Annotated in this window: 24 protein-coding genes; 14 read left to right on the forward strand and 10 right to left on the reverse strand. The window is 58.6% G+C overall.

All coding sequences use genetic code 11. From position 1 onward, the window contains the following. Positions 1–65: 65 nt before the first annotated feature. On the forward strand, positions 66–245 hold the full coding sequence (locus ACP7D9_RS12805; RefSeq protein WP_016773409.1) for a PA3496 family putative envelope integrity protein: 180 nt from the start codon (positions 66–68) through the stop codon (positions 243–245). Positions 246–333: 88 nt separating this feature from the next. On the opposite strand, the gene ACP7D9_RS12810 is transcribed toward ACP7D9_RS12805, so the two are convergent. After that, positions 334–960: a response regulator transcription factor gene (locus tag ACP7D9_RS12810; RefSeq protein WP_101162163.1), complete on the reverse strand. Its 627-nt coding sequence runs from the start codon at positions 958–960 to the stop codon at positions 334–336. 430 nt (positions 961–1,390) lie between these two features. On the opposite strand from ACP7D9_RS12810, the gene ACP7D9_RS12815 reads away from it, so the two are divergent. After that, positions 1,391–2,101 (forward strand): hypothetical protein, encoded by a 711-nt coding sequence (locus ACP7D9_RS12815; protein ID WP_426157780.1) that lies wholly within the window; start codon positions 1,391–1,393, stop codon positions 2,099–2,101. Between the two features lie 124 nt (positions 2,102–2,225). Here the strand turns inward: ACP7D9_RS12815 and ACP7D9_RS12820 are convergent, their stop codons facing one another. After that, a complete protein-coding gene (locus ACP7D9_RS12820; RefSeq protein WP_426157782.1) occupies positions 2,226–3,443 on the reverse strand; it encodes an argininosuccinate synthase in 1,218 nt (405 codons plus the stop codon). Between the two features lie 129 nt (positions 3,444–3,572). Beyond that, a complete protein-coding gene (locus ACP7D9_RS12825) occupies positions 3,573–4,487 on the reverse strand; it encodes a flagellar protein MotY (RefSeq protein ID WP_426157784.1) in 915 nt (304 codons plus the stop codon). 160 nt (positions 4,488–4,647) lie between these two features. On the opposite strand from ACP7D9_RS12825, the gene pyrC reads away from it, so the two are divergent. Next, positions 4,648–5,694 carry a dihydroorotase gene (gene pyrC, locus ACP7D9_RS12830; protein WP_090285858.1) on the forward strand — a complete coding sequence of 349 codons (1,047 nt, stop codon included), beginning with the start codon at positions 4,648–4,650 and terminating at the stop codon, positions 5,692–5,694. Next, on the forward strand, positions 5,691–6,368 hold the full coding sequence (rnt, locus tag ACP7D9_RS12835; protein WP_426157786.1) for a ribonuclease T: 678 nt from the start codon (positions 5,691–5,693) through the stop codon (positions 6,366–6,368). Before pyrC ends, rnt begins: the two co-directional genes overlap by 4 nt. Before the next feature lie 73 nt (positions 6,369–6,441). Here rnt and ACP7D9_RS12840 read toward each other — a convergent pair whose 3' ends face one another. After that, on the reverse strand, positions 6,442–7,044 hold the full coding sequence (locus ACP7D9_RS12840) for a peroxiredoxin (RefSeq protein WP_003227723.1): 603 nt from the start codon (positions 7,042–7,044) through the stop codon (positions 6,442–6,444). Positions 7,045–7,356: 312 nt separating this feature from the next. Between ACP7D9_RS12840 and ACP7D9_RS12845 the strand changes: the two genes are divergently transcribed. Then, the gene (locus ACP7D9_RS12845; protein ID WP_003227725.1) at positions 7,357–7,575 is read left to right on the forward strand and encodes a bacterioferritin-associated ferredoxin; all 219 of its coding nucleotides are present in this window, start codon (positions 7,357–7,359) and stop codon (positions 7,573–7,575) included. A gap of 199 nt (positions 7,576–7,774) precedes the next feature. Further along, a complete protein-coding gene (bfr, locus tag ACP7D9_RS12850) occupies positions 7,775–8,248 on the forward strand; it encodes a bacterioferritin (RefSeq protein WP_042607368.1) in 474 nt (157 codons plus the stop codon). A 187-nt stretch (positions 8,249–8,435) separates the two neighbouring features. Here the strand turns inward: bfr and grxD are convergent, their stop codons facing one another. The 3 genes from grxD to ACP7D9_RS12865 all read right to left on the reverse strand — a co-directional run bounded on the left by grxD (position 8,436) and on the right by ACP7D9_RS12865 (position 11,406). After that, entirely contained in the window at positions 8,436–8,777 is a 342-nt protein-coding gene (gene grxD / locus ACP7D9_RS12855; RefSeq protein ID WP_016773402.1) for a Grx4 family monothiol glutaredoxin, read from the reverse strand. 97 nt (positions 8,778–8,874) lie between these two features. Beyond that, positions 8,875–10,980, reverse strand: a complete 2,106-nt coding sequence (locus ACP7D9_RS12860; protein ID WP_426157790.1) for a molybdopterin oxidoreductase family protein — start codon at positions 10,978–10,980, stop codon at positions 8,875–8,877. Positions 10,981–11,115: 135 nt separating this feature from the next. Continuing rightward, positions 11,116–11,406, reverse strand: coding sequence for a hypothetical protein (locus tag ACP7D9_RS12865; protein ID WP_016773401.1), 291 nt, complete (start codon positions 11,404–11,406; stop codon positions 11,116–11,118). A gap of 404 nt (positions 11,407–11,810) precedes the next feature. Here ACP7D9_RS12865 and argF point away from each other — a divergent pair, with 404 nt between their 5' ends. Continuing rightward, a complete protein-coding gene (argF, locus tag ACP7D9_RS12870; RefSeq protein ID WP_426157792.1) occupies positions 11,811–12,731 on the forward strand; it encodes an ornithine carbamoyltransferase in 921 nt (306 codons plus the stop codon). Then, complete coding sequence (locus ACP7D9_RS12875; protein ID WP_426157794.1) at positions 12,728–13,837, forward strand: ABC transporter ATP-binding protein; 1,110 nt, start codon at positions 12,728–12,730, stop codon at positions 13,835–13,837. The genes argF and ACP7D9_RS12875 overlap by 4 nt, the downstream gene beginning before the upstream one ends. A gap of 113 nt (positions 13,838–13,950) precedes the next feature. Here the strand turns inward: ACP7D9_RS12875 and ACP7D9_RS12880 are convergent, their stop codons facing one another. Together ACP7D9_RS12880 and ybaK are read right to left on the reverse strand one after the other, a co-directional pair. After that, entirely contained in the window at positions 13,951–14,733 is a 783-nt protein-coding gene (locus ACP7D9_RS12880; protein WP_426157796.1) for a PhzF family phenazine biosynthesis protein, read from the reverse strand. 99 nt (positions 14,734–14,832) lie between these two features. Further along, the gene (gene ybaK / locus ACP7D9_RS12885; protein ID WP_426157798.1) at positions 14,833–15,303 is read right to left on the reverse strand and encodes a Cys-tRNA(Pro) deacylase; all 471 of its coding nucleotides are present in this window, start codon (positions 15,301–15,303) and stop codon (positions 14,833–14,835) included. 351 nt (positions 15,304–15,654) lie between these two features. On the opposite strand from ybaK, the gene ACP7D9_RS12890 reads away from it, so the two are divergent. The 4 genes from ACP7D9_RS12890 (at position 15,655) to glpD (ending at position 20,718) form a co-directional block, all read left to right on the forward strand. After that, positions 15,655–16,506 (forward strand): MIP/aquaporin family protein, encoded by an 852-nt coding sequence (locus tag ACP7D9_RS12890; RefSeq protein WP_101162137.1) that lies wholly within the window; start codon positions 15,655–15,657, stop codon positions 16,504–16,506. 78 nt (positions 16,507–16,584) lie between these two features. Next, positions 16,585–18,087 carry a glycerol kinase GlpK gene (gene glpK, locus ACP7D9_RS12895; RefSeq protein WP_426157801.1) on the forward strand — a complete coding sequence of 501 codons (1,503 nt, stop codon included), beginning with the start codon at positions 16,585–16,587 and terminating at the stop codon, positions 18,085–18,087. A 95-nt stretch (positions 18,088–18,182) separates the two neighbouring features. Then, positions 18,183–18,938 (forward strand): DeoR/GlpR family transcriptional regulator, encoded by a 756-nt coding sequence (locus ACP7D9_RS12900; RefSeq protein WP_397478936.1) that lies wholly within the window; start codon positions 18,183–18,185, stop codon positions 18,936–18,938. Positions 18,939–19,182: 244 nt separating this feature from the next. Beyond that, positions 19,183–20,718 carry a glycerol-3-phosphate dehydrogenase gene (glpD, locus tag ACP7D9_RS12905; protein WP_426157803.1) on the forward strand — a complete coding sequence of 512 codons (1,536 nt, stop codon included), beginning with the start codon at positions 19,183–19,185 and terminating at the stop codon, positions 20,716–20,718. An 86-nt stretch (positions 20,719–20,804) separates the two neighbouring features. Here the strand turns inward: glpD and ACP7D9_RS12910 are convergent, their stop codons facing one another. Next, on the reverse strand, positions 20,805–21,692 hold the full coding sequence (locus ACP7D9_RS12910; protein WP_426157869.1) for a LysR family transcriptional regulator: 888 nt from the start codon (positions 21,690–21,692) through the stop codon (positions 20,805–20,807). Positions 21,693–21,797: 105 nt separating this feature from the next. Here ACP7D9_RS12910 and ACP7D9_RS12915 point away from each other — a divergent pair, with 105 nt between their 5' ends. Beyond that, positions 21,798–23,150 carry an MFS transporter gene (locus ACP7D9_RS12915; protein ID WP_426157805.1) on the forward strand — a complete coding sequence of 451 codons (1,353 nt, stop codon included), beginning with the start codon at positions 21,798–21,800 and terminating at the stop codon, positions 23,148–23,150. Continuing rightward, positions 23,147–23,569, forward strand: a complete 423-nt coding sequence (locus ACP7D9_RS12920) for a DUF4440 domain-containing protein (protein WP_426157807.1) — start codon at positions 23,147–23,149, stop codon at positions 23,567–23,569. Before ACP7D9_RS12915 ends, ACP7D9_RS12920 begins: the two co-directional genes overlap by 4 nt. Positions 23,570–23,759: the final 190 nt, after the last annotated feature.

Below are 23,759 nucleotides of genomic sequence, written 5' to 3' on the forward strand. Positions count from 1 at the left end.
TTTACCCGCCGCACTAATGTCGATATAAGGAGCGCCAAAGGCAGCCTTAGCCGGGAGTTGACTTCATGAGTACCGACAAAGAGCAACTGGATGTAGAAGAAGATTTTATTGCCGTCGAGGCCGATGAGGTCGAACCGGTGGTTGAAGTGGCCAAGACCAACCTCAGCAAGCGTCGCACAATCGACAACCTGCTTGAGGAGCGCCGACTGCAACGGCAATTGGCCGATTACGATTTTGATCTGTGATACCTGAAGGCCTCCCGAACCGGAGGCTTTTTATTTTCTGCGACAACTGAGCTTGATCGGCCCATGACGTTCTCAGCTGTCGAATCGTTCAGACCAGACCATTGCGTTGCGCCAGTTCGATCAGATCGACCAGAGATCGCGCATTGAGCTTCAACAACAAGCGAGTCTTGTAAGTACTCACCGTCTTGTTGCTTAAAAACATGCCGTCGGCGATCTCCTTGTTGGTCTTGCCGCGCGCCAACTGCTGCAACACCATCATCTCCCGCCCGGACAGACGATCGACCATGTCCGCCTCACTCGCATTGCCCAGACTGGTTCGCACGGTATGCAGAGCCTGATTGGGGAAATAGCTGTAACCGGATAGAACGGCCTTGATCGCACTCAGCAACTCGGTCAGGTCCTGCTGCTTGCACACATAACCGGCTGCACCCGATTGCATGCATCGCATTGAAAAATGTCCGGGAGCCTGGGAAGTCAGGACCAGCACTTTCACTGGCATGGCGATGGAAGTCAGGCGCGCAATAACTTCCAGCCCATCGAGTTTCGGTATCCCAATATCCAGAATGACAAGATCGGGCATTTGTTCGCGAGCAATTTGTAGCGCATCAACGCCATTATCCGTTTCTGCAATGACTTCGTAACCATGCCGTTCCATCAGCATACGTACCGCAAGTCGAATGACGGGGTGGTCATCCACGATCAGCACTTTATTCATGGGCAAGTCCAGTTTTCGCTGTTCGAATTTTTAGAACACGCACGATATCCCACTCACTTGCTCGAACGCATAACAACTTTTCCACGCGCTTGCATCGAGAGACATTCCCTACATGCATTGAGGATAATTCCCACAAATAGACACCTTCACACCACCGTAACCGCCCCCTGTCCTTCAAGACCGCACCTAGCCCGCCGTTTACTGCGCACGGTTCCTACGCAGCGCTGCATTCACGTTCAGCCATTCGCAACTTTCACAACTGTTTTCGTCTGGCGACCGATCCGACATATGACGTAACGATCCACCACTACTGCAAATTCGACTCGTCAGCAATCCTCCTATAAAACTTGAAACAACAGGCTGAAACTTTAACGAAGGCTTTTGCTATATATAGAACTCGACCCCACATACATAAAAAGGAATTTATAACATGCTTAGGATAAAGCAAAAAATTACCAACCCAATGACAGTTATTGCGATATTCGCCATTCTTTCGGAAACTTCGGCAGCAGTCTCGCTGCCGTTTCTCGACAACGAGGATCGAGCGATTTATGTCTGGTTTCTGATCAGCTTTCCGTTTTACTTGTTATTTCTTTTTTTTATCACGCTCAACTTCAATCACCGCTCACTCTACTCGCCCTCGGATTTCGGCAAGGACAAGAATTTCCTCAAAGCGGCTGAACATACGGAACGTGACAGCGAACGAAAACCGGTGCGCAAAACCGATGGCCCGTGCACTTTCGAAATAACCAGCTGCGTGGTTTCCAGCAACACTGCGGGCGGCGGATTCCAGCGTACATGCAGGATTCACAACGCGCCTGACCCACCACTCGGTATAGACGGCCAAGCCAACCCGGTGGTCCAGACGATCAGACTGTCACCGCTGATAAGTGAACTGAACATCATCGATGCCAGAGGCGTAGACGCTTCTCGGGAGTTCGATGCGATTCTCGACACGCTCCGCAACGCTGGTAAAAAAAATCCGCGAGTGCTGGTTTTCCTGTCGAATCACGTTTCGGACGCTTTGGCGCATACTGCAGTGCAACAAATCAAACAGGCGAAGAAAAACTCGGGTGCAACACTGTGTGTCGTTTACAACCTGTGCACGCAGACAGTGACTCTGTTGGGGCGAACCAGCTGACAGGCAAGGCGCATCCCGCAAACGGGCAGACAAGAGAAACGGCTTGATGAACCAGATGAAAATTCCAAAAAAAAGGCGGCCCTGAACAAGGCCGCCTTTTTTATTACGCGTCGATCTAAGTCGCTCAGAAAAACTTGCGGCCCTTGTTGGCAGCAATGCGCATGCGCAGCGCGTTGAGCTTGATGAAGCCCGCCGCGTCCGCCTGGTTGTAAGCGCCGCCGTCTTCTTCGAAGGTCGCGATGTTGGCATCGAACAGCGAGTCATCGGACTTGCGGCCGGTGACGATGACGTTGCCCTTGTACAGCTTGAGACGCACCACACCGTTCACGTTGACCTGCGAGGCGTCGATCATCTGTTGCAGCATCAGACGCTCAGGGCTCCACCAGTAGCCGGTGTAGATCAGGCTGGCGTATTTCGGCATCAGCTCGTCTTTCAAGTGAGCGACTTCGCGGTCCAGGGTGATCGATTCGATGGCGCGGTGCGCGCGCAGCATGATCGTGCCGCCCGGGGTTTCGTAGCAGCCACGGGACTTCATGCCGACATAGCGGTTTTCAACGATGTCGAGACGACCAATGCCGTGCTCGCCGCCGATCTTGTTCAGCGTCGCCAGAACAGTGGCCGGGGTCATTTCGACGCCGTCCAGCGCGACGATGTCGCCGTTGCGGTAAGTCAGTTCCAGGTATTGCGGGGTATCAGGCGCTTTCTCCGGGGAGACGGTCCAGCGCCACATGTCCTCTTCGTGCTCGGTCCAGGTGTCTTCCAGCACACCGCCTTCATAGGAGATGTGCAGCAGGTTGGCGTCCATCGAGTACGGGGATTTCTTCTTGCCGTGGCGTTCGATCGGGATCGCGTGCTTCTCGGCGTAGTCCATCAGCTTCTCGCGCGACAGCAAGTCCCACTCGCGCCAAGGGGCAATGACTTTCACACCAGGCTTGAGCGCGTAGGCGCCCAGTTCGAAACGCACCTGGTCGTTACCCTTGCCGGTGGCGCCGTGGGAAATGGCATCGGCGCCGGTTTCGTTGGCGATTTCGATCAGGCGTTTGGCGATCAGCGGACGGGCGATCGACGTACCCAGCAGGTACTCGCCTTCGTAAACGGTGTTGGCGCGGAACATCGGGAACACGAAATCACGCACGAACTCTTCGCGCAGATCGTCGATGTAGATTTCTTTGACGCCCATGGCCTGAGCCTTGGCGCGGGCCGGCTCGACCTCTTCGCCTTGACCGAGATCGGCGGTGAAGGTCACCACTTCACAGTTATAAGTATCCTGCAGCCATTTGAGGATCACCGAAGTGTCCAGGCCGCCGGAATACGCCAGAACGACCTTGTTTACGTCCGCCATGCCATCACTCCACGGGGTTCTACGGAAAGCCGGGGAGTCTACCGCTCAAACGCGATAATTTACAGAGGCGCGACAGCTTAAGACGACAAAGCGACAGAATCTGTCGAGAGCGCGACGATGACCGGCGAGTCAGGAAGTCGCTGCAGCGGTGGCCGGCGTACTCGCTTGCGGTGCCGGAGCCGGCGCCGTGGTTGGTGCCACGCGCGCCAGTTTCACGTTGACCCGACGGTTCTTTGCGCGGTTGGCCTTGCTGGTGTTGGGCACGATTGGATACTGCTCGCCATGGAAACGCACGGTAATCTGCGACTCCTGAATGCCATTGGCCTTGAAGAAGTCGATCACCGCCAGCGCCCGGCGGCGCGACAGTTCACGGTTGGTCAGGCGATTGCCGCTGTTGTCCGAGTGGCCGTCGAGGTCGATGTGGTTCACCGTCGGGTCAGCCTTCATGTAGTCGAGCATCACTTGCAGTTTCGCCTTGGCGGCCGGGTCCAGATCGACGCCTTCGCCGGGGAAGCCGATCTGCGACTGCTTGATCTGGTCGAAATTCTGCGGCAGCAACTTCGCCACACAGCCTTGATAGTCGTTGAACGCCTTGCTGAATTTCACCGGCAACAAACGCACTTCGGAGACTCGGCCATCGCCAGATGCACGGCGTACCACCGGACTGCGGCCGTCCAGCAGACCGCTGATCAAGCCACCTGCCTGCGACTGCGAGCTGTTGAACAAGACGTTGCCACTGCCCAGGCGCACAGAGCCCAGATTGATGTCGCCACGCCCCGGCTGCCACGGTGCAGCCGCCGCCAACAACGTCGCCGAACCGCCGCCGAGCATGGCGTTGTACGCATTCAGACGAAAGATCGCCTGCTCACCGGCCTTGCGCACGAACTCACCCGAACCGAAATCGGTGATCGGCTGGGTCAGACGGCACTCGAACTGGTCGCCGGCGACCGTCCACTCAATGTTCTCCAGACGAGTCTGGTAAGTCAGCGCCATCGCAGGAAGGCTGGCAAACACACTGAGCAGGGCTAAATAACGCTGGCGCACGGGAGGCTCCATTGGCTTGTGAAACACAAACACCGATTCACACAATGTTTACGGCATACCTTCGGGATATCGGACGCTTGTGGCAAAACTTGATAGCGGGTGCCTGCAAGAGTCTTTTCCGGTAGCATTCGCCTCAGTTTGACCCGCCTGGAAGCCCCTCATGTCCGACCGCCTGACCCTGCTGCGTCCCGACGACTGGCACATTCATCTTCGCGATGGTGCCGTGTTGACCAATACCGTTGCCGATGTGGCCCGCACCTTCGGGCGCGCGATCATCATGCCGAACCTGGTACCGCCGGTGCGCAACGCCGCTGAAGCCGACGGCTATCGTCAGCGGATTCTCGCTGCCCGCCCGGCCGGCAGTCAGTTCGAACCGTTGATGGTGCTGTACCTCACCGACCGCACCCAACCGGAAGAAATTCGGCAGGCCAAGGCCAGCGGTTTCGTCTATGCCGCCAAGCTTTACCCGGCCGGCGCGACCACCAACTCCGATTCCGGCGTGACCAGCATCGACAAGATCTTCCCGGCGCTCGAAGCCATGGCCGACGTCGGCATGCCGCTGTTGATCCACGGTGAAGTCACCCGTGGCGACGTCGATGTGTTCGACCGCGAAAAGATCTTCATCGATGAACACATGCGCCGCGTGGTCGAGCGTTTCCCGACGCTGAAAGTGGTGTTCGAACACATCACCACCGGCGACGCCGTGCAGTTCGTCAACGAGGCTTCGGCCAACGTTGGCGCGACCATCACCGCGCATCACCTGCTGTACAACCGCAACCACATGCTGGTGGGCGGGATTCGGCCGCATTTCTACTGCCTGCCAATTCTCAAGCGCAATACGCACCAGGAAGCCTTGCTCGACGCGGCCACCAGCGGCAGCGCCAAATTCTTCCTCGGTACCGATTCGGCGCCCCACGCCCAGCACGCGAAGGAAGCCGCCTGCGGTTGCGCCGGTTGCTACACCGCCTACGCCGCCATCGAGATGTACGCAGAAGCGTTCGAACAGCGTAACGCTTTGGACAAGCTCGAAGCCTTCGCCAGCCTCAACGGCCCGCGCTTCTACGGCCTGCCGACGAACACCGATCGCATCACCCTGGTTCGTGAAGAATGGACCGCCCCGACCAGCCTGCCTTTCGGCGAGCTGACCGTTATCCCGCTGCGCGCCGGTGAAAAACTGCGCTGGCGCCTGCTGGAGGAACACGCGTGAGTGAAGAGCATTTCGACGACGAGCTGGACGGTCAAAATGGCGGCGGCGGTTCCCGTCACCCGATGGCAGCACGTTTTCGCGGCTACCTGCCGGTTGTCGTCGACGTAGAAACCGGTGGCTTCAACGCGGCCACCGACGCCTTGCTGGAGATTGCCGCGACCACCATCGCCATGGATGAAAAGGGTTTCGTCTACCCGGATCACACCTACTTCTTCCGCGTCGAGCCATTCGAAGGTGCGAACGTTGAAGCGGCAGCGCTGGAGTTCACCGGGATCAAGCTCGATCACCCGCTGCGTATGGCCGTCAGCGAAGAAACCGCGCTGACCGACATCTTCCGTGGCATCCGCAAGGCGCTGAAGGCCAACGGCTGCAAACGGGCGATTCTGGTCGGGCATAACAGCAGCTTCGACCTGGGCTTCCTCAACGCAGCAGTTGCGCGGCTGGACATGAAGCGCAACCCGTTCCACCCGTTCTCCAGTTTTGACACCGCGACGCTGGCGGGTCTGGCGTACGGTCAAACCGTGCTGGCCAAAGCCTGCCAGGCCGCTGGCATCGATTTCGACGGTCGTGAAGCGCACTCGGCGCGTTACGACACCGAAAAGACCGCTGAGCTGTTCTGCGGCATCGTCAATCGCTGGAAGCAAATGGGCGGTTGGGATGACTTCGACGACTGATCCTCGTCAATCAAATCCCGCGCATGAAAAAACCGGCCACATGGGCCGGTTTTTTTTACCTCGACGTTGCGCCTTACAGGGCAGCAGCGTTCTCGGTCAGGTAAGCCGCAACGCCTTCTGGCGAAGCGTTCATGCCTTTGTCGCCTTTTTTCCAGTTGGCCGGGCAGACTTCGCCGTGCTCTTCGTGGAACTGCAGCGCGTCGACCAGACGGATCAGCTCTTCCATGTTACGGCCCAGCGGCAGGTCGTTGATGATCTGCGAGCGAACCACGCCTTTGTCGTCGATCAGGAATGCGCCACGGAAAGCCACGCCGCCTTCGGATTCAACGTCGTAGGCCTTGGCGATGTCGTGCTTCATGTCGGCAGCCATGGTGTATTTCACCTGACCGATGCCGCCATTGTTGACCGGGGTATTGCGCCAGGCGTTGTGGGTGAAGTGCGAGTCGATCGACACAGCGATCACTTCAACGTTGCGTGCCTTGAAGTCGGCCATGCGGTTGTCCAGAGCGATCAGCTCGGACGGGCAGACGAAGGTGAAGTCCAGTGGGTAGAAAAACACCAGGCCGTATTTGCCTTTGATGGCCGAGGACAGGGTGAAGCTGTCAACGATCTCGCCATTGCCGAGTACGGCCGGGACGGTGAAGTCTGGGGCTTGTTTGCCTACGAGTACGCTCATTGATATCTCCTGGTGTAAAGACTTGAAGTTCAGGCTCCGGGCCAGCCTGCCACCCTCAGGCGACAGCCCTGTGACACGAACCCTCTTCGCAAGGGACGACCATCATACACCGGGTGTTTGGCCTGTCCGTAACGGATTTTCCCTGTTCGGGTATCCGCTGCGTATTCATTGGGTCAGGCGAGTGCGCGAAAAATACCGTTCGTCAGTCGCAGGCAAATAGGTTGCGAAGCGTTCCGAAAGCACTTTGACAATCATTCTCGTTAACATTAAGATCCATCGCAATTGAGTCACAACCAGCGACGGTTATTACTTATGTATGTTTGCCTCTGCACCGGCGTCACCGACGGACAGATCCGCGAAGCGATCTATGAAGGATGCTGCAGCTACAAAGAAGTTCGCCAAGCCACCGGCGTCGCCAGCCAGTGTGGCAAATGCGCCTGCCTTGCCAAGGAAGTGGTGCGCGAAACCCTGACCAAGCTGCAAACCGCCCAGGCAGCCATCCCCTACCCGGTAGAATTTACTGCTGCGTAAACACCCTCATTTCAAAGAACCGGACTTGATGTCCGGTTTTTTATGCCTGAAAATCAATTGCTTAGCGTCCAGACGCGGAACACAAACATTCTTATTCCGATTAATTTTCATTTATTATTCAATAACTTAGGTTTGACACTTATAAACACCAAGCTCAAACTCCGCCTATATACGGTTAATACAGGGCAGGACTCCGATCATGAAAGGCGACATTACAGTCATCCAGCATCTCAACAAGATCCTTGCCAATGAGCTGGTCGCGATCAATCAGTACTTTCTGCATGCGCGCATGTATGAAGATTGGGGTCTGAACAAGCTCGGCAAGCACGAATACAAAGAATCCATCGACGAGATGAAACACGCGGACAAGCTGATCAAGCGCATTCTGTTCCTTGAAGGCCTGCCGAACGTGCAGGACCTGGGCAAGCTGCACATCGGCGAACACACCCGCGAAATGCTCGAATGCGACCTGCGCATCGAAAAGACTGGCCACGCCGACCTGAAAGCCGCCATCGCCCATTGCGAAACCGTTGGCGACTTCGGCAGCCGTGAACTGCTCGAAGACATTCTCGAGTCGGAAGAAGAACATATCGACTGGCTGGAAACCCAGCTCGGCCTGATCGACAAGATCGGCCTGGAAAACTATCTGCAGTCGCAGATGGGCGAAGAGTGATCTGACACTCGCAAGTCACTAAAAAGCCCCGCCCTCTTTCGAGGTGCGGGGCTTTTTGTTTGGCAAGTTCCGGATCGGATGCAGATCCTGTGGGAGCGGGCTTGCTCGCGAAAGCGGTATATCAGAAAAGTTGACGTTGACTGATACACCGCATTCGCGAGCAAGCCCGCTCCCACATAAAGCCTGATCAGGCTTCGGACTTGTTCGCCGCAGCCGCTTCGACAGCTGCCTTGATGGTGCTTTGCAGCGAACCGTCTGCAGCCATCTCGGTCATGATGTCGCTGCCGCCGACCAGCTCACCGCCGACCCAAAGCTGCGGGAAAGTCGGCCAGTTGGCGTACTTCGGCAGGTTGGCGCGGATTTCCGGGTTCTGCAGGATGTCCACGTACGCGAACTTTTCGCCACAGGCCATCACGGCTTGCGCAGCTTTTGCGGAGAAGCCGCACTGCGGGGCATTCGGCGAGCCTTTCATGTAAAGCAGAATGGTGTTGTTGGCAATCTGCTCTTTAATCGTTTCGATGATATCCATGGAGCACCTCGGCTGAACTTTCCGACTCAGAGGTCGGCACGGTGGCGCATTGTAACGGAATCCCGAGCGCCACGCTCGGTCTCCCCGACAGACCTGCTCAAGCTGCCGCCACTGTCACCGGCACTCCGTTCAACGCCGCGTTGCCCGACAGTTCGTCGAGCTGACATTCATCGGTCAGGTCGTTGGCGCTCGACCCCGGCTGGCCGCTGGCGATCGCCATCTGCACGCCCGGGCGCGCATGGCCCCAACCGTGGGGCAGACTGACCACGCCTTTCATCATGTCGAGACTGGCGAGTACTTCCACTTCGATCTGCCCGACCCGCGAACTCACCCGAACCCGTTGCCCATCGGCCAGCCCACGACTGGCCAGGTCATCCGGGTGCATCAGCAATTGATGCCGCGGCTTGCCTTTCACCAGTCGATGAAAATTGTGCATCCAGGAATTGTTGCTGCGCACATGGCGGCGGCCGATCATCAGCAGTTCATCGGCAGCCGGCGCTTGCAATGCGGCAAAGCGCGCCAGGTCAGCGAGAATCTCCGGCGGTGCGGCCTGTATGCGCTGATTCGGCGTTTTCAGACGTGACGCCAGATTCGGCTGCAGCGCCCCCAGATCAATGCCGTGCGGATGATCGAACAGCGTCGCCAGCGACAACCTGTGCTCAGACGCCTCACCGTAGCGGCCCATGCGCAGCCCCATATCGATCATCTTCGCCGGCGGCATGGTCGGTTTCAGCTCTTTGCCGGTCTTCTCGGCGAACGCCTTGGCCAGCCCGACGAAAATCTCCCAGTCATGCAAAGCGCCCTCGGGCTTGGCGAGAATCGCGCGGTTGAAGCGGGTGACGTTGCGCACGGCGAACAGGTTGAAAGTGGTGTCGTAGTGATCGTTCTCCAGCGCCGATGTCGACGGCAGGATCAGATCGGCATAACGCGTGGTTTCGTTGATGTACAGGTCGATGCTGAGCATGAAGTCGAGGCCGTCCAGCGCCTGTTCCAACTGCCGGCCATTGGGTGTCGAAAGCACCGGGTTACCAGCCACGGTGATCATGGCGCGGATCTGCCCCTCGCCTTCCGTGAGCATTTCTTCGGCGAGCGCCGAGACCGGCAACTCGCCGCCGTATTCCGGCCGCCCGGAAACCCGGCTCTGCCATTTGTTGAAATGCCCGCCCGAGGTCGACGCCACCAGATCCACCGCCGGCTCAGTGCACAGCGCACCGCCAACGCGATCGAGGTTGCCGGTGACCAGATTGATCAGTTGCACGACCCAGTGGCACAAGGTGCCGAACGCCTGCGTCGAAACGCCCATGCGCCCGTAGCAGACTGCACTTGGCGCAGCGGCGAAATCGCGCGCCAGTTGGCGGATCTGTTCGGCAGGCACCGCGCACAATGGACTCATGGCTTCGGCGGTGAACGACGCCACGGCGTTGCGCACCTCATCAAGGCCATCGACCGGCAAATGGTTGTCGCGGGTCAGGCCTTCGCTGAACAGCGTATTGAGCATGCCGAACAGTAACGCCGCATCGCCACCCGGGCGAACGAAGACGTGCTGGTCGGCTATCGCTGCGGTTTCGCTGCGGCGCGGATCGACCACCACAACTTTACCGCCGCGCGCCTGAATCGCTTTCAGGCGCTTCTCAACGTCCGGCACGGTCATGATGCTGCCGTTGGAAGCCAGCGGGTTGGCGCCGAGGATCAGCATGAAATCGGTGTGATCGATGTCCGGAATCGGCAATAGCAAGCCGTGGCCGTACATCAGATAGCTGCTGAGGTGATGCGGCAGTTGATCGACCGACGTTGCCGAGTAGCGATTGCGCGTTTTCAACAAACCCAGGAAGTAATTGCTGTGAGTCATCAGCCCGTAGTTGTGCACGCTCGGGTTGCCTTGATAGACCGCCACTGCGTTCTGCCCGTGACGTTCCTGAATCGCCGCCAACTTCTCGGCCACCAGCGCAAACGCCTCGTCCCATTCGATCGGCAGCCACTCGCTGCCGACCCGGCGCATTGGCTGGCGCAGGCGGTCGGGATCGTTCTGAATATCTTGCAGGGCTACGGCTTTCGGGCAGATATGGCCGCGGCTGAAGGTGTCCAGGGCATCACCCTTGATCGAGGTGATCGCAACGTTGCCATCGGTTTCTGTGGTTTCGATGGTCAGGCCGCAGATGGCTTCGCACAGGTGGCACGCGCGGTGATGGAGAGTCTTGGTCATGGCCAGTCTCTGTCTTGTTCGGGAGCAGGCAATTACGCCCGCGGGAACAAAACTATGGCCCGTGCGCAGAGGCGGCGCCAGCGACGTTCGTCTTGTGAATCGACGGTTATCAGGGCAGCCGATAAATCGCCGCGATCAGTTCGGCGGCAACTGCGGCGGTGCAGCCAGCTGGATTTCCTGGATGGTTTCGATCTGCTCGTGGGCGACGTGCACGCCGGTGAGTTCGCCGATCAATCGCCAGTGCTCATCAAGCCCGGCGCTGATGGTAGCCATGCGATCGATCATGTGCCGGCCAGCGGATTTGACCACTTCGTCGTCACTGCGCAGCAACTCGAAAGACATCGAGGTGACCGACGCGGTGAGATGAGTCAGAGAGCGAGCCGTGTGGCCCAGCAGTTCCATTAACAGTTGTTCTTTCGATTCCATGCGGAGGCTTCCTGCGTCGCTCGAAACTTATTTATAACCCAGCACTTTGCTTTAGCAAATGTTTCAGCCTGAACATCCGACCAAGCGAATCCGCAGCGCAATGCTCTCAAAGCGAACAAAGCCGCGCCGATGCCGTCGCGCCGGATTGCCAAGCGCGGCGGGGCCAGTGTACAAAGAGGCTCGCTGCTGTACTGAATCCGGCTTCAATATGCGTAATCGAAATGCTCGGTCCGCGCTCCGAATCCCGCTGAAACCGTAGCCTATTGGCGTAACGCGACATTTAGTGTCAATATCGCGCCTTCCCCTATTTCGTCGCCCCGTGCGGCTTACGCCGCAGGTCTCGCCCGTTGTTCCGTTAAACAAGGCTTTGAGCATCTGCGGTCTGTAGCAAAAGGTAGTCAATGATGAGCGCAAGGCACTTTCTCTCCCTGATGGATTGCACGCCCGAAGAGCTGGTCAGCGTGATCCGTCGAGGCGTTGAGCTCAAGGACCTGCGTAACCGCGGCGTACTGTTCGAGCCACTGAAAAACCGCGTGCTGGGGATGATCTTCGAGAAATCCTCGACGCGTACTCGGATCTCCTTCGAGGCCGGCATGATCCAGCTCGGCGGCCAGGCAATTTTCCTGTCCCCGCGCGACACTCAACTGGGCCGCGGCGAGCCGATCAGCGACTGCGCCATCGTCATGTCGAGCATGCTCGATGCGGTCATGATCCGCACCTTCGCCCATAGCACTCTCACCGAATTCGCCGCCAACTCGCGCGTGCCAGTGATCAACGGCCTGTCCGATGATCTGCACCCGTGCCAGTTGCTCGCCGACATGCAGACCTTTCTTGAACATCGTGGCTCGATCCAGGGCAAGACCGTGGCCTGGATCGGCGACGGCAACAACATGTGCAACAGCTATATAGAAGCGGCGATCCAGTTCGACTTCCAGTTGCGCGTTGCCTGCCCGGAAGGTTATGAGCCGAACCCTGAGTTTGTCGCCAGGGCGGGTGATCGCGTGACCATCGTCCGCGACCCGCAGGAAGCCGTACGCGGCGCGCATCTGGTCAGCACCGACGTCTGGACTTCGATGGGCCAGGAAGAGGAAACTGCCAAGCGCCTCAAGCTGTTCGCGCCGTTCCAGGTCAACCGTGCCCTGCTCGACCTCGCTGCCGAGGACGTGCTGTTCATGCACTGCCTGCCGGCGCACCGTGGCGAAGAAATCAGTCTCGACCTGCTCGATGACCCGCGCTCCGTCGCCTGGGATCAGGCAGAAAACCGTCTCCACGCACAGAAGGCCCTGCTCGAGTTCCTCGTCGAACCGGCATATCACCACGCATGAGCCATGAATTACTGCTGAACCTGCGCAACCTCGCTTGCGGCTATCAAGACCAACGCGTGGTGCAGAACCTCAATCTGCACCTCAACGCCGGCGACATCGGCTGCCTGCTCGGCTCTTCCGGCTGCGGCAAGACCACCACCCTGCGCGCCATCGCCGGTTTCGAGCCGGTGCACGAAGGCGAGATCACCCTCGGTGGTGAAACCCTCTCCAGTGCCGGTTTCACCCTGGCCCCGGAGAAGCGCCGAATCGGCATGGTGTTTCAGGACTACGCGCTGTTTCCGCACCTGAGCGTGGCCGACAACATTGCCTTCGGCATCCGCAAGCACCCGAACAAATCGCGGGTGGTTGAGGAGCTGCTGGAACTGGTCAACCTGAAAAACCTTGGCAAGCGCTACCCCCACGAGCTCTCCGGCGGCCAGCAACAGCGGGTCGCCCTCGCCCGCGCCCTGGCGCCGGAACCGCAATTGCTGCTGCTCGACGAGCCGTTTTCCAACCTCGATGGCGAGTTGCGCCGCAAGCTCAGCCATGAGGTGCGCGACATCCTCAAGGCCCGTGGCACCAGCGCAATTCTGGTTACCCACGATCAGGAAGAAGCCTTCGCCGTCAGCGATCACGTGGGTGTGTTCAAGGAAGGCCGGCTGGAACAGTGGGACACGCCCTACAACCTCTACCACGAACCGGCAACGCCGTATGTCGCCAGTTTCATCGGTCAGGGCTATTTCATTCGCGGTCAGCTCGTCACCCCGGAATCGGTGCAGACCGAGCTGGGTGAGCTGCGCGGGAATCGCGCCTACACCTGGCCGATTGGCGGCGCAGTAGATGTGCTGCTGCGTCCGGATGACATTGTTTATGCGCCGGACAGCGCATTGCAGGCGCAAATTGTCGGCAAGACGTTCCTGGGTGCAGCGACCTTGTATCGCCTGCAACTGCCGACCGGCGCGCAGCTGGAATCGATTTTCCCGAGCCATGCTGATCATCTGGTCGGCGCGCAGGTGGGCATTCGCGTAGCGGCGGATCATCTGGTGCTGTTCCAGGCATCCGGCAGCACCGCTGCGCAGATTCCGGCGGTGGAAAACGGCGTCCGTCGGTTCAGCACCAGCCTCTGATCGAACGAAACTCTCCGTAGGAGCTGCCGAAGGCTGCGATCTTTTGACTTTCAACATCAACATCAAGATCAAAAGATCGCAGCCTTCGGCAGCTCCTACAGGGGAAATTGCGATCAGCTCAGATGAAGGGTGCCGCTGGCCACCAGCGTCGCATTGCCACCAATCTTCACCCGCTCACCTTCCAGCCGACAGAACAACTCGCCGCCCCGCGCCGAGCGCTGGCAGGCGGTCAGGTTCGCCTTGCCCAAACGCTTGGCCCAGTACGGAATCAGGCTGCAGTGAGTCGAACCGGTCACCGGATCTTCGTCGATGCCGATCGCCGGGGCAAAATAGCGCGAGACGAAGTCATGCTGGTTGCCGCGCGCGGTAACAATCGCGCCCAGCCACGGCAGTTTCGCCAGTGCGGCCATGTCCGGCTTGCAGTCGAGCACAGCCTGCTCTGACTCCAGCACTACAAACAGCTCGTTGGAGCCGAGCACATCGACCGCCTCAACGCCGAGCGCCCGCTCGACATCCAGCGTCACACCGATTTCCGACGGCACGATGGTCGGGAAATCCAGCCACAGCCGGTCGCCTTCCCGGCTGACACTCAGCGGGCCGGACTTGCAAGTGAAATCGATGCGCTCGGCGCTTTCCTTATAAATGTCGAATAGCACAAATGCGCTGGCCAAGGTCGCATGCCCGCACAGCGGCACTTCGGTGGTCGGCGTGAACCAGCGGATATGCCAGGCCTGGCCTTCGCGGACCAGAAACGCGGTCTCTGCCAAGTTGTGTTCGGCGGCGATCTTCTGCATCAAGTCGTCGGCCAGCCAGCTGCCGAGCCGATAGACCATCGCCGGGTTGCCACTGAACGGCCGATCACTGAACGCGTCGACCTGATGAAACGCAAGCTGCATGATGTTCTCCCTGAATTGGTCGACCGAGCATGCAATGGCAGCCCGGATCAGTGCCAGTGACAGAACCTGATTTTTTTCCTCATACAGCCGATTCTGTTACTAAGCACGGCCGATGTCGGCGAACTTCGCCTGGGTATGCTCGGCCAATACTGCTGGCGCCAATTCCACTTCCAGCCCTCGCCGTCCGGCACTCACATAGATAGTCGCAAAACCCTGAGCGGAACTATCGATGAAGGTGCGCAGCCGTTTCTTCTGCCCGAGCGGGCTGATACCGCCCAACAGATAACCGGTTGAGCGTTGCGCGGCAGCCGGGTCGGCCATTTCGGCTTTCTTCACTGCGGCGGCATGCGCCAGGCCTTTGAGGTCGAGCGATCCGACGACCGGCACCACAGCTACCAGCAGTTCGCCTTTTTCGCTGGCGGCCAGCAGGGTTTTGAACACCTGCGCCGGTGCGAGCCCGAGCTTCTCAGCTGCCTCCAGCCCATAGGATGCGGCCTTGGGATCATGTTCGTAACTGTGCACGCGATGTTCGGCACGAACTTTTTTCAACAAGTCCAACGCTGGGGTCATGGCAGCTCCGGGTTCGGCAATCACAGATAAAACCAGCGGCCGATTCTAGGTCATCGCAGGCCAAAAGGCTCTATTACAAGCCGCGATTCCCGTGGGCTCCCGCGCCATTCATGCGTACTGCCTCGCTGATCATTCATGAGGCGAATAGTTATATTGTGACCGACAGTTCACTTTCGACCTTTGACAGGTTTGTTTCTTGTCTATATTTTTTCGAATCTGAATAATGTAAGAATCATGCTCCGCGCAATACCCAGCAGTAACCCGGGAACCGAATGGGGATTCCGACCCGGTGAAGATCGCGCCTCGCTCCGTTGGCAAGGCGCTACACAAGAAAAAGAACCGAGGTTTTCAATGACAGCTGCTTTACCGCAACCATCGCTTTCCGGCCAATGCATGGCCGAATTCCTGGGCACTGCCCTTCTGATCTTTTTCGGCACCGGTTGTGTCGCCGCGCTCAAGGTCGCGGGCGCCAGCTTCGGCCTGTGGGAAATCAGCATCATCTGGGGCGTCGGCGTGAGCATGGCGATCTACCTCACCGCCGGGGTTTCCGGCGCGCATTTGAATCCGGCCGTGAGCATTGCTCTGGCAATCTTCGCCGACTTCGAAAAGCGCAAACTGCCGTTCTACATCCTTTCGCAAATGGCTGGCGCCTTCTGCGGCGCGCTGCTGGTCTACACGCTCTACAGCAATCTTTTCTTCGATTACGAACAAACCCACCAGATGGTGCGTGGTTCGGCCGCTAGCCTGGAACTGGCGTCGGTGTTCTCGACTTACCCGAATCCGGTACTGTCGACGGCTCAGGCTTTCCTGGTAGAGATGATCATCACCGCGATTTTGATGGGCGTAATCATGGCCCTGACCGATGACAACAACGGCCTGCCACGCGGCCCGATGGCGCCGCTGCTGATAGGTTTGCTGATCGCCGTGATCGGCAGTGCGATGGGCCCGCTGACCGGTTTTGCGATGAACCCTGCGCGTGACTTCGGTCCGAAACTGATGACTTTCTTTACCGGTTGGGGTGAAATTTCCTTCACCGGTGGTCGTGATATCCCCTACTTCCTGATTCCGATTTTTGCACCGATTGTCGGTGCCTGCCTCGGCGCTGCCGGGTATCGCGGGCTGATTGCCCGTCACCTGACTGGCGCCACACCTGCTACAAAGGATGCAGAACCGGCCATTGACGGCAAACCAAGAACTTCTTGAAACAGTCGGCGCCGGCTCCTGCCCATCCGAGTCCGCGCCATGGCCCACTCTCCCCTTATTTCGTCCAAGGCAATCGACATGACCGACATTGAGAACAAGAACTACATCATTGCCCTTGATCAGGGTACGACCAGCTCCCGCGCGATCATTTTCGACCGCGACGCGAACGTGGTCTGCACCGCGCAGCGCGAATTTGTTCAGCATTACCCGCAAGCCGGCTGGGTCGAGCATGACCCGATGGAAATTTTCGCCACCCAGAGCGCGGTGATGGTTGAAGCGCTGGCCCAGGCCGGCCTGCATCATGACCAGGTCGCCGCCATCGGTATCACCAACCAGCGTGAAACCACCGTGGTCTGGGACAAGACCACCGGCCGTCCCGTGTATAACGCGATCGTCTGGCAGTGCCGCCGCAGCACCGAGATCTGCCAGCAGCTCAAGCGCGATGGTCACGAAGACTACATCCGCGACACCACCGGTCTGGTCACCGACCCGTATTTCTCCGGCACCAAACTCAAGTGGATCCTCGACAACGTCGAAGGCAGCCGCGAGCGTGCGCGCAACGGTGAACTGCTGTTCGGTACCGTCGATAGCTGGCTGATCTGGAAATTCACCGGCGGCAAGGTCCACGTCACCGACTACACCAACGCCTCGCGCACCATGCTCTTCAACATCCATTCATTGGAATGGGATTCGAAGATGCTGGAGATCCTCGACATCCCGCGCGAGATGCTCCCGCAAGTCAAAGCCTCGTCGGAGATTTACGGTCGCACCAAGAGCGGCATCGCCATCGGCGGCATCGCCGGCGACCAGCAGGCAGCGCTGTTCGGCCAGATGTGCGTCGAGCCGGGCCAAGCGAAAAACACCTACGGCACCGGCTGCTTCCTGCTGATGAACACCGGCGACAAAGCGGTGAAATCCCAGCATGGCATGCTCACCACTATCGCCTGCGGTCCACGCGGCGAAGTGGCTTATGCACTGGAAGGCGCGGTGTTCAATGGCGGTTCGACCGTGCAGTGGCTGCGCGATGAATTGAAAATCGTCAACGACGCCCACGACACCGAATACTTTGCCAACAAGGTCAAGGACAGCAACGGTGTGTATCTGGTGCCGGCGTTTACCGGCCTGGGCGCGCCGTACTGGGATCCGTATGCCCGTGGCGCACTGTTCGGCCTGACCCGTGGCGTACGTGTGGATCACATCATCCGCGCCGCACTGGAATCGATTGCCTACCAGACCCGCGACGTGCTCGACGCCATGCAACAGGACTCCGGCGAACGCCTCAAGGCTCTGCGCGTGGACGGCGGTGCGGTGGCGAACAACTTCCTCATGCAGTTCCAGGCCGACATCCTCGGCACTCAGGTCGAGCGCCCGCAAATGCGTGAAACCACTGCCCTCGGCGCGGCTTATCTGGCCGGCCTGGCCTGCGGTTTCTGGGGCAGCCTGGAAGAACTGCGTGGCAAAGCGGTAATCGAGCGCGAATTCGAACCAAGCCTGGAAGAAGCCGCGAAAGAGAAACTGTACAAAGGCTGGAAAAAAGCTGTCAGCCGCACCCGTGACTGGGCGCGTGAGGACGCTGAGTAAGCCAGGCTGAAGACTGACTAAAGCTGGAAACTGGTCGGGAGGAGATTCCTGCGGCATCATGGGCAAATTTTGCTTGGCAGCCCAAAGGAAGCCCCATGAATCTGCCTCCCCGTCAGCAGCAAATCCTCGAGCTGGTCCGCGAACGCGGCTATGTGAGCATCGAGGAAATGGCCACGCTGTTCGTTGTCACTCCGCAAACCATTCGCCGCGACATCAATCAGCTCGCGGAAGCCAATCTGCTGCGGCGCTATCACGGTGGCGCCGCTTACGATTCCAGCGTTGAAAACACCGCCTATGCGATGCGCGCCGATCAGATGCGCGACGAAAAGCAACGCATCGGCGAAGCCATCGCCGCGCAGATCCCCGATCACGCCTCGCTGTTCATCAACATCGGTACCACCACCGAATCGATTGCCCGCGCCCTGCTCAATCACAGCCACCTGAAAATCATCACCAACAACCTGCACGTGGCTTCGATGCTCAGTGCCAAGGATGATTTCGATGTGCTGCTCACCGGCGGTAACGTACGGCGGGACGGCGGCGTGGTCGGTCAGGCGAGCGTGGATTTCATCAATCAGTTCAAGGTCGATTTCGCCCTGGTCGGGATCAGCGGCATTGATGAGGACGGCAGCCTGCTCGACTTCGACTATCAGGAAGTGCGCGTGAGCCAGGCCATTATTGCCAACGCGCGCCAAGTCATTCTGGCGGCAGACTCGAGCAAGTTCGGGCGTAACGCGATGATCCGGCTGGGGCCGATCAGCCTGATTGATTGCCTGGTCACCGATCAGCAGCCGGTGCCGGCGCTGGTGCAGTTGTTGAACCAGCACAAGATTCGTCTGGAAGTCGTTTAACCCGCAAGATCAAAAGATCGCAGCCTTCGGCAGCTCCAGCAATGGGTTCACTTAACCTGTGGGAGCTGCTGAAGGCTGCGATCTTTTGCTTTTAATGTTCGAAAATTTTCTTTTATCTGACCGTCGATGAGTTTTTTCAATCGAGCGCGACTGGCTGTGCGCGTATTTATGGGCTACCATTTTCGCAAATGAACATTTATGTTCGAATTCCAAGACAGAAAACCAAAAGAACCGAGGCCAGCCGATGTCCACCTCTACCTTGCGTACGCCCCCACTTTCCGAGATCTATGACGTTGCCGTGATTGGCGGCGGGATCAATGGCGTGGGAATCGCAGCGGATGCCGCTGGTCGCGGTCTTTCGGTGTTCCTTTGCGAAAAAGATGACTTGGCCAGCCACACTTCGTCGGCCAGCAGCAAGCTGATCCATGGCGGCTTGCGCTATCTGGAACATTACGAATTCCGTCTGGTGCGTGAAGCACTGGCCGAGCGCGAAGTGCTGCTGGCCAAGGCGCCGCATATCGTCAAACCGATGCGTTTCGTGCTGCCGCACCGCCCGCACCTGCGTCCGGCGTGGATGATTCGTGCCGGCCTGTTCCTTTACGACAATCTCGGCAAACGTGAAAAGCTCCCAGGTTCCAGGAGCCTGAAGTTCGGTGCCGACAGCGCGCTGAAAAGCGAAATCAAAAAAGGTTTCGAATACTCCGACTGCTGGGTCGATGACGCCCGCCTCGTCGTCCTGAACGCCATGGCCGCCCGCGAAAAAGGTGCCCACGTGCACACCCAGACCCGCTGCGTCAGCGCCCGCCGCAGCAAAGGTTTGTGGCACCTGCATCTGGAGCGCGCCGACGGCAGTCTGTTTTCGATTACCGCCAAAGCACTGGTGAACGCCGCCGGCCCGTGGGTCGCCAAATTCATTCGTGACGACCTGAAGATGGAATCGCCTTATGGCATCCGCCTGATTCAGGGCAGCCACGTCATCGTGCCGAAGCTGTACGAAGGCGAGCACGCGCACATTCTGCAGAATGAAGATCAGCGCATCGTTTTCACTATTCCATACCTGAACCATTTCACCCTGATCGGCACCACCGACCGCGAGTACACCGGCGACCCGGCAAAAGTGGCGATCACCGAAGGCGAAACCGATTACCTGCTCAAAGTGGTCAATGCCCACTTCAAGAAGCAGCTCAGCCGCGAGGACATCCTGCACAGCTATTCGGGCGTGCGTCCGCTGTGCAACGACGAATCCGACAACCCGTCGGCAGTGACCCGCGATTACACCCTGGCGCTGTCGGGCAATGCCGAAGAGGCGCCGCTGCTGTCGGTGTTCGGCGGCAAACTGACCACTTACCGCAAGCTCGCCGAGTCGGCGATGGCGCAGTTGATGCCGTTCTTCACCCAGATGCGCCCAAGCTGGACCGCCAAAGCGACTCTGCCCGGCGGCGAAGACATGACCACGCCCGAAGCGCTGAGCGCACGGATTCGCGACAAGCATGATTTCGTCCCGACTGAAATCGCCCGGCGCTGGGCCGTCACTTACGGCAGCCGCACATGGCGCATGCTTGAGGGCGTGGAAACGCTGGCAGACATGGGTGAGCACATCGGCGGCGGGCTCTACACCCGCGAAGTCGACTACCTGTGCAGCGAAGAGTGGGCCACTACGGCGCATGACATTTTGTGGCGCCGCACCAAACTCGGCTTGTTCACGACTGCCGACGAGCAGCAAAAGCTGGCGACGTATCTGGGCAAGGTGGAGCAAAACCGCAAGATCGAGGCGGCTTGATATTCGCCCCACCGCTCAAACGAAAGCCCCTGAATCGCGAGATTCAGGGGCTTTTTGCTATGCCCGCAAGGTCCGGCTCCACTCCCTCACTGCCCTGAATGCGCCAAAAGAAAATCGATAAACACCCGCGACTTGTGCGGCAGGTGCGGCGTATCCGCAAATACCAGGCTGATCGGCTGTGAGGGCAGCGAGTATTCCGGCAACACACGTACCAGATGCCCACAGGCCATATCGTCTTCAACCATCCACGCCGGCAGCACCGACACGCCCAGGGACGACAAGGTCATCGAACGAATCGCCGTTGAGGAATTCGACTGAAAATGAGGCGTGCCACTGATCTCGACCGTCTCCCCCACGCCACCGCGCAAAACCCACTGCGTCGGCGCCAGCAAATTGCTGTTGGCAATCCAAGGCACGATGTTGAGATCCTGCGGTGTCTTCACCGGGTAGCGAACCAGAAACTTTTCAGTCGCCACCAGCACAATTTCATAGTCCGCCAGTTTCCGGCTTTTGAAAGATGAGTCCGCCAGGTTGCCCAGGCGAACCACCAGATCGAGCCGGTCGGCCAGCAGATCATTGAGCGAAGAGTTGAAGTCGTAGCACAGGCGGATATCGGGATAGCGCTCGGCGAACAGCGGAATCAGCGGCAGGATGAATCGCTCGCCGTATTCACTGGTGGAACTGATCCGCAGCGTTCCCGAAACGCGGTTTGTGCCGTGCAATACCCTGTCAAACGCTGTGTCGATATCGGCAACGATGGTCTTGAATTCGTTGTAAAAGCTTTGCCCGGCCTCGGTCAGCGACACAGCACGACTGTTGCGCAGCAACAGGCTGGTCGACAACGCTGCCTCCAGGGCCTTGATATGCAGGCTGACCATGGCGCGGCTGAGATTCAGATGGCTGGCAGCCTTGGTAAATGAACCCAATTCGGCAATCGCCAGAAATGTCTGCACCCGGTTCAAGTGCGTGTGCAGAGCGCCCTGGGTCACGGTTCAATCCCTTCAAACATTGTGTTCAGCTCCATTGCATCGACGGCCGGAGTCTATCGCCCCTAAGCTCGACGACAAAGGGGAAACACCATGAGTTACCGCTATAAAGTCGCGTCGATTTTCCTGCTCGGCTTCTTTATCGATTGCATCAACATCTTCATGTCGGCGGTGGCACTGCCCAGTCTGTCAGCCAGCTTGCAGGTCAGCAGCGCTTCGGTGGCGTGGGTCGCCAACGCGTACATTCTCGGACTGACGTTGATCATTGCGCTGAGCACCTGGCTGGCTGCGCGTTTTGGCAGTCGTGAAATCCTCACCGCTTCAATGCTGGTATTCAGTGGCGCGGTGTGGCTGTGCGGCCACGCCGACAGCTTCCATGAACTGGTGATCTGGCGCTTCGTCCAGGGCATCGGTGGCGGCTTGTTGATTCCGGTCGGACAGGCGCTGACGTTCAATCTTTTTCAGGGCGAACAAAGAGCGAAAATATCCACGCTGATCATGGCCGTTGCCCTGATTGCCCCGGCGATTTCACCCACCGTGGGCGGCCTCATTGTCGACATCAGCTCCTGGCGCTGGGTTTTCTACAGCACCATCCCGTTTTCGCTGCTTGCCGCTGGCCTGTCCTGGTGGTGGATCAGGGAAAGCACACCCGCCGAACGCCAGCGCCCGGACATCAAAGGGCTGTTGCTGGTCAGCGCGACGCTCGCCAGTCTCCTGATGGGGATGTCGCTGTACGGCAGCTATTACCCGCCGCTCGCAGCGCTGGGTTTTGTCATCGCGGGGCTGATATTCATCTCGCTGTATCTGCTGCATTACCGCCGCTGCAACAACCCGATCATCGACTTGAGCCTGCTCAGCAGCAGAAAACTCAGCACCTCGATCTTCATCTACTACGCGATTCCGGGGGTGTTCACCGGGGTCAATCTGATGAACATTTTCTTTTTGCAGAACACCCTGCACTTCAGCGCCCGGCTGACCGGAATGTTCATGATCCTCTACGCCATCGGTGCGTTCATCGCAATGACCCTTTGCGGCCGATTCTACAACCGGATCGGCGCCGGACACCTGTTCACCCTCGGCATGCTGTTGCACAGCGCCGGCATCGCCGCCCTGGTGCTGGTCAATGCGCCAACGGATCTCTGGCTCATCATGATCGCCTACAGCCTGATGGGCATCGGCGGCGGCATCGGTGCCAATACCGCGCAGACCACCTCACTGATGGACTTCGCCGGCGGCGATACGCACAAGGCCAGTGTCATCTGGAACATCAACCGGCAGATGTCTTTCAGCCTCGGCGCCGCGCTGTTTCTGATGATCTTCAACGTGCTGCTCCAACCGCTTGGCACCACGCCCGCTTATCACGCCACCTTCGCGATTGCAGCACTGGTCGGGCTGCTGCCATTGCTGCAGATCAAACAACTGAACCGCGCCAAGGAATGCCCATGACAAACGATCTGATCGAACAAGCCGAACACAGCATTCACCACGTCCACGAGCTGATCCTTCGGGTATTCACTGATGCCGACGGCATCGGAGCTGCGAGCCTCGAGCCGCTGATGAAAGTATTTGCCGAAGATTTCAGCATGATGGGTATATCGGCGATCCCGCTGAACCGCGCCGAAGTAGAACAACTGTTCAGGGGGGCCGTGGGCGCCAGGGCGGGACTCGATATCGCGATCAGCGATGTGCACACGGTATGGCAACAGGCCGACCTGCTGGCTGTGAGTTACGTCGAAACCCACCGTTTGAACGGCGCTGAACACTCGCGGCTCGCCGTGGCGATCCTCAGAGGGCAGCCAGATGGAGTGGAGTGGGTGTATTTGCATGAAACGCCGCTAAGCCGGGAAATCCGAGAGCGCGCCTGACTACGTATTCGGTTTTCCGAACGCGACTCTGCAGTCGATTCGGTTAACCGGATCAGTTGCCCGTCAAATGGCCACCACAAAACTTTAATACCTTTATAAAACAAGACGTTAACCAATGATGCCTGCTCTGGCACGACTCATGCTCTACACTCTCTCGACGAATGCCTGCCGTGCCAACACTTCAGGAGCC

Source organism: Pseudomonas sp. TSRC2-2 (genome assembly GCF_049897785.1).
In the GTDB taxonomy this organism is placed as follows: domain Bacteria; phylum Pseudomonadota; class Gammaproteobacteria; order Pseudomonadales; family Pseudomonadaceae; genus Aquipseudomonas.

Bases quoted from the DNA above. Each gene is read 5' to 3' on its own strand.
- ybaK (WP_426157798.1), bottom strand. From the start codon at position 15,303: ATGACCCCAGCGTTGGACTTGTTGAAAAAAGTTCGTGCCGAACATCGC.
- pyrC (WP_090285858.1), top strand. From the start codon at position 4,648: ATGTCCGACCGCCTGACCCTGCTGCGTCCCGACGACTGGCACATTCAT.
- ACP7D9_RS12890 (WP_101162137.1), top strand. From the start codon at position 15,655: ATGACAGCTGCTTTACCGCAACCATCGCTTTCCGGCCAATGCATGGCC.
- ACP7D9_RS12865 (WP_016773401.1), bottom strand. From the start codon at position 11,406: ATGGAATCGAAAGAACAACTGTTAATGGAACTGCTGGGCCACACGGCT.
- ACP7D9_RS12880 (WP_426157796.1), bottom strand. From the start codon at position 14,733: ATGCAGCTTGCGTTTCATCAGGTCGACGCGTTCAGTGATCGGCCGTTC.
- glpK (WP_426157801.1), top strand. From the start codon at position 16,585: ATGACCGACATTGAGAACAAGAACTACATCATTGCCCTTGATCAGGGT.
- ACP7D9_RS12845 (WP_003227725.1), top strand. From the start codon at position 7,357: ATGTATGTTTGCCTCTGCACCGGCGTCACCGACGGACAGATCCGCGAA.
- ACP7D9_RS12820 (WP_426157782.1), bottom strand. From the start codon at position 3,443: ATGGCGGACGTAAACAAGGTCGTTCTGGCGTATTCCGGCGGCCTGGAC.
- ACP7D9_RS12815 (WP_426157780.1), top strand. From the start codon at position 1,391: ATGCTTAGGATAAAGCAAAAAATTACCAACCCAATGACAGTTATTGCG.
- ACP7D9_RS12810 (WP_101162163.1), bottom strand. From the start codon at position 960: ATGAATAAAGTGCTGATCGTGGATGACCACCCCGTCATTCGACTTGCG.
- ACP7D9_RS12920 (WP_426157807.1), top strand. From the start codon at position 23,147: ATGACAAACGATCTGATCGAACAAGCCGAACACAGCATTCACCACGTC.
- ACP7D9_RS12875 (WP_426157794.1), top strand. From the start codon at position 12,728: ATGAGCCATGAATTACTGCTGAACCTGCGCAACCTCGCTTGCGGCTAT.
- ACP7D9_RS12860 (WP_426157790.1), bottom strand. From the start codon at position 10,980: ATGACCAAGACTCTCCATCACCGCGCGTGCCACCTGTGCGAAGCCATC.
- argF (WP_426157792.1), top strand. From the start codon at position 11,811: ATGAGCGCAAGGCACTTTCTCTCCCTGATGGATTGCACGCCCGAAGAG.
- grxD (WP_016773402.1), bottom strand. From the start codon at position 8,777: ATGGATATCATCGAAACGATTAAAGAGCAGATTGCCAACAACACCATT.
- bfr (WP_042607368.1), top strand. From the start codon at position 7,775: ATGAAAGGCGACATTACAGTCATCCAGCATCTCAACAAGATCCTTGCC.
- ACP7D9_RS12805 (WP_016773409.1), top strand. From the start codon at position 66: ATGAGTACCGACAAAGAGCAACTGGATGTAGAAGAAGATTTTATTGCC.
- ACP7D9_RS12840 (WP_003227723.1), bottom strand. From the start codon at position 7,044: ATGAGCGTACTCGTAGGCAAACAAGCCCCAGACTTCACCGTCCCGGCC.
- glpD (WP_426157803.1), top strand. From the start codon at position 19,183: ATGTCCACCTCTACCTTGCGTACGCCCCCACTTTCCGAGATCTATGAC.
- ACP7D9_RS12900 (WP_397478936.1), top strand. From the start codon at position 18,183: ATGAATCTGCCTCCCCGTCAGCAGCAAATCCTCGAGCTGGTCCGCGAA.
- ACP7D9_RS12915 (WP_426157805.1), top strand. From the start codon at position 21,798: ATGAGTTACCGCTATAAAGTCGCGTCGATTTTCCTGCTCGGCTTCTTT.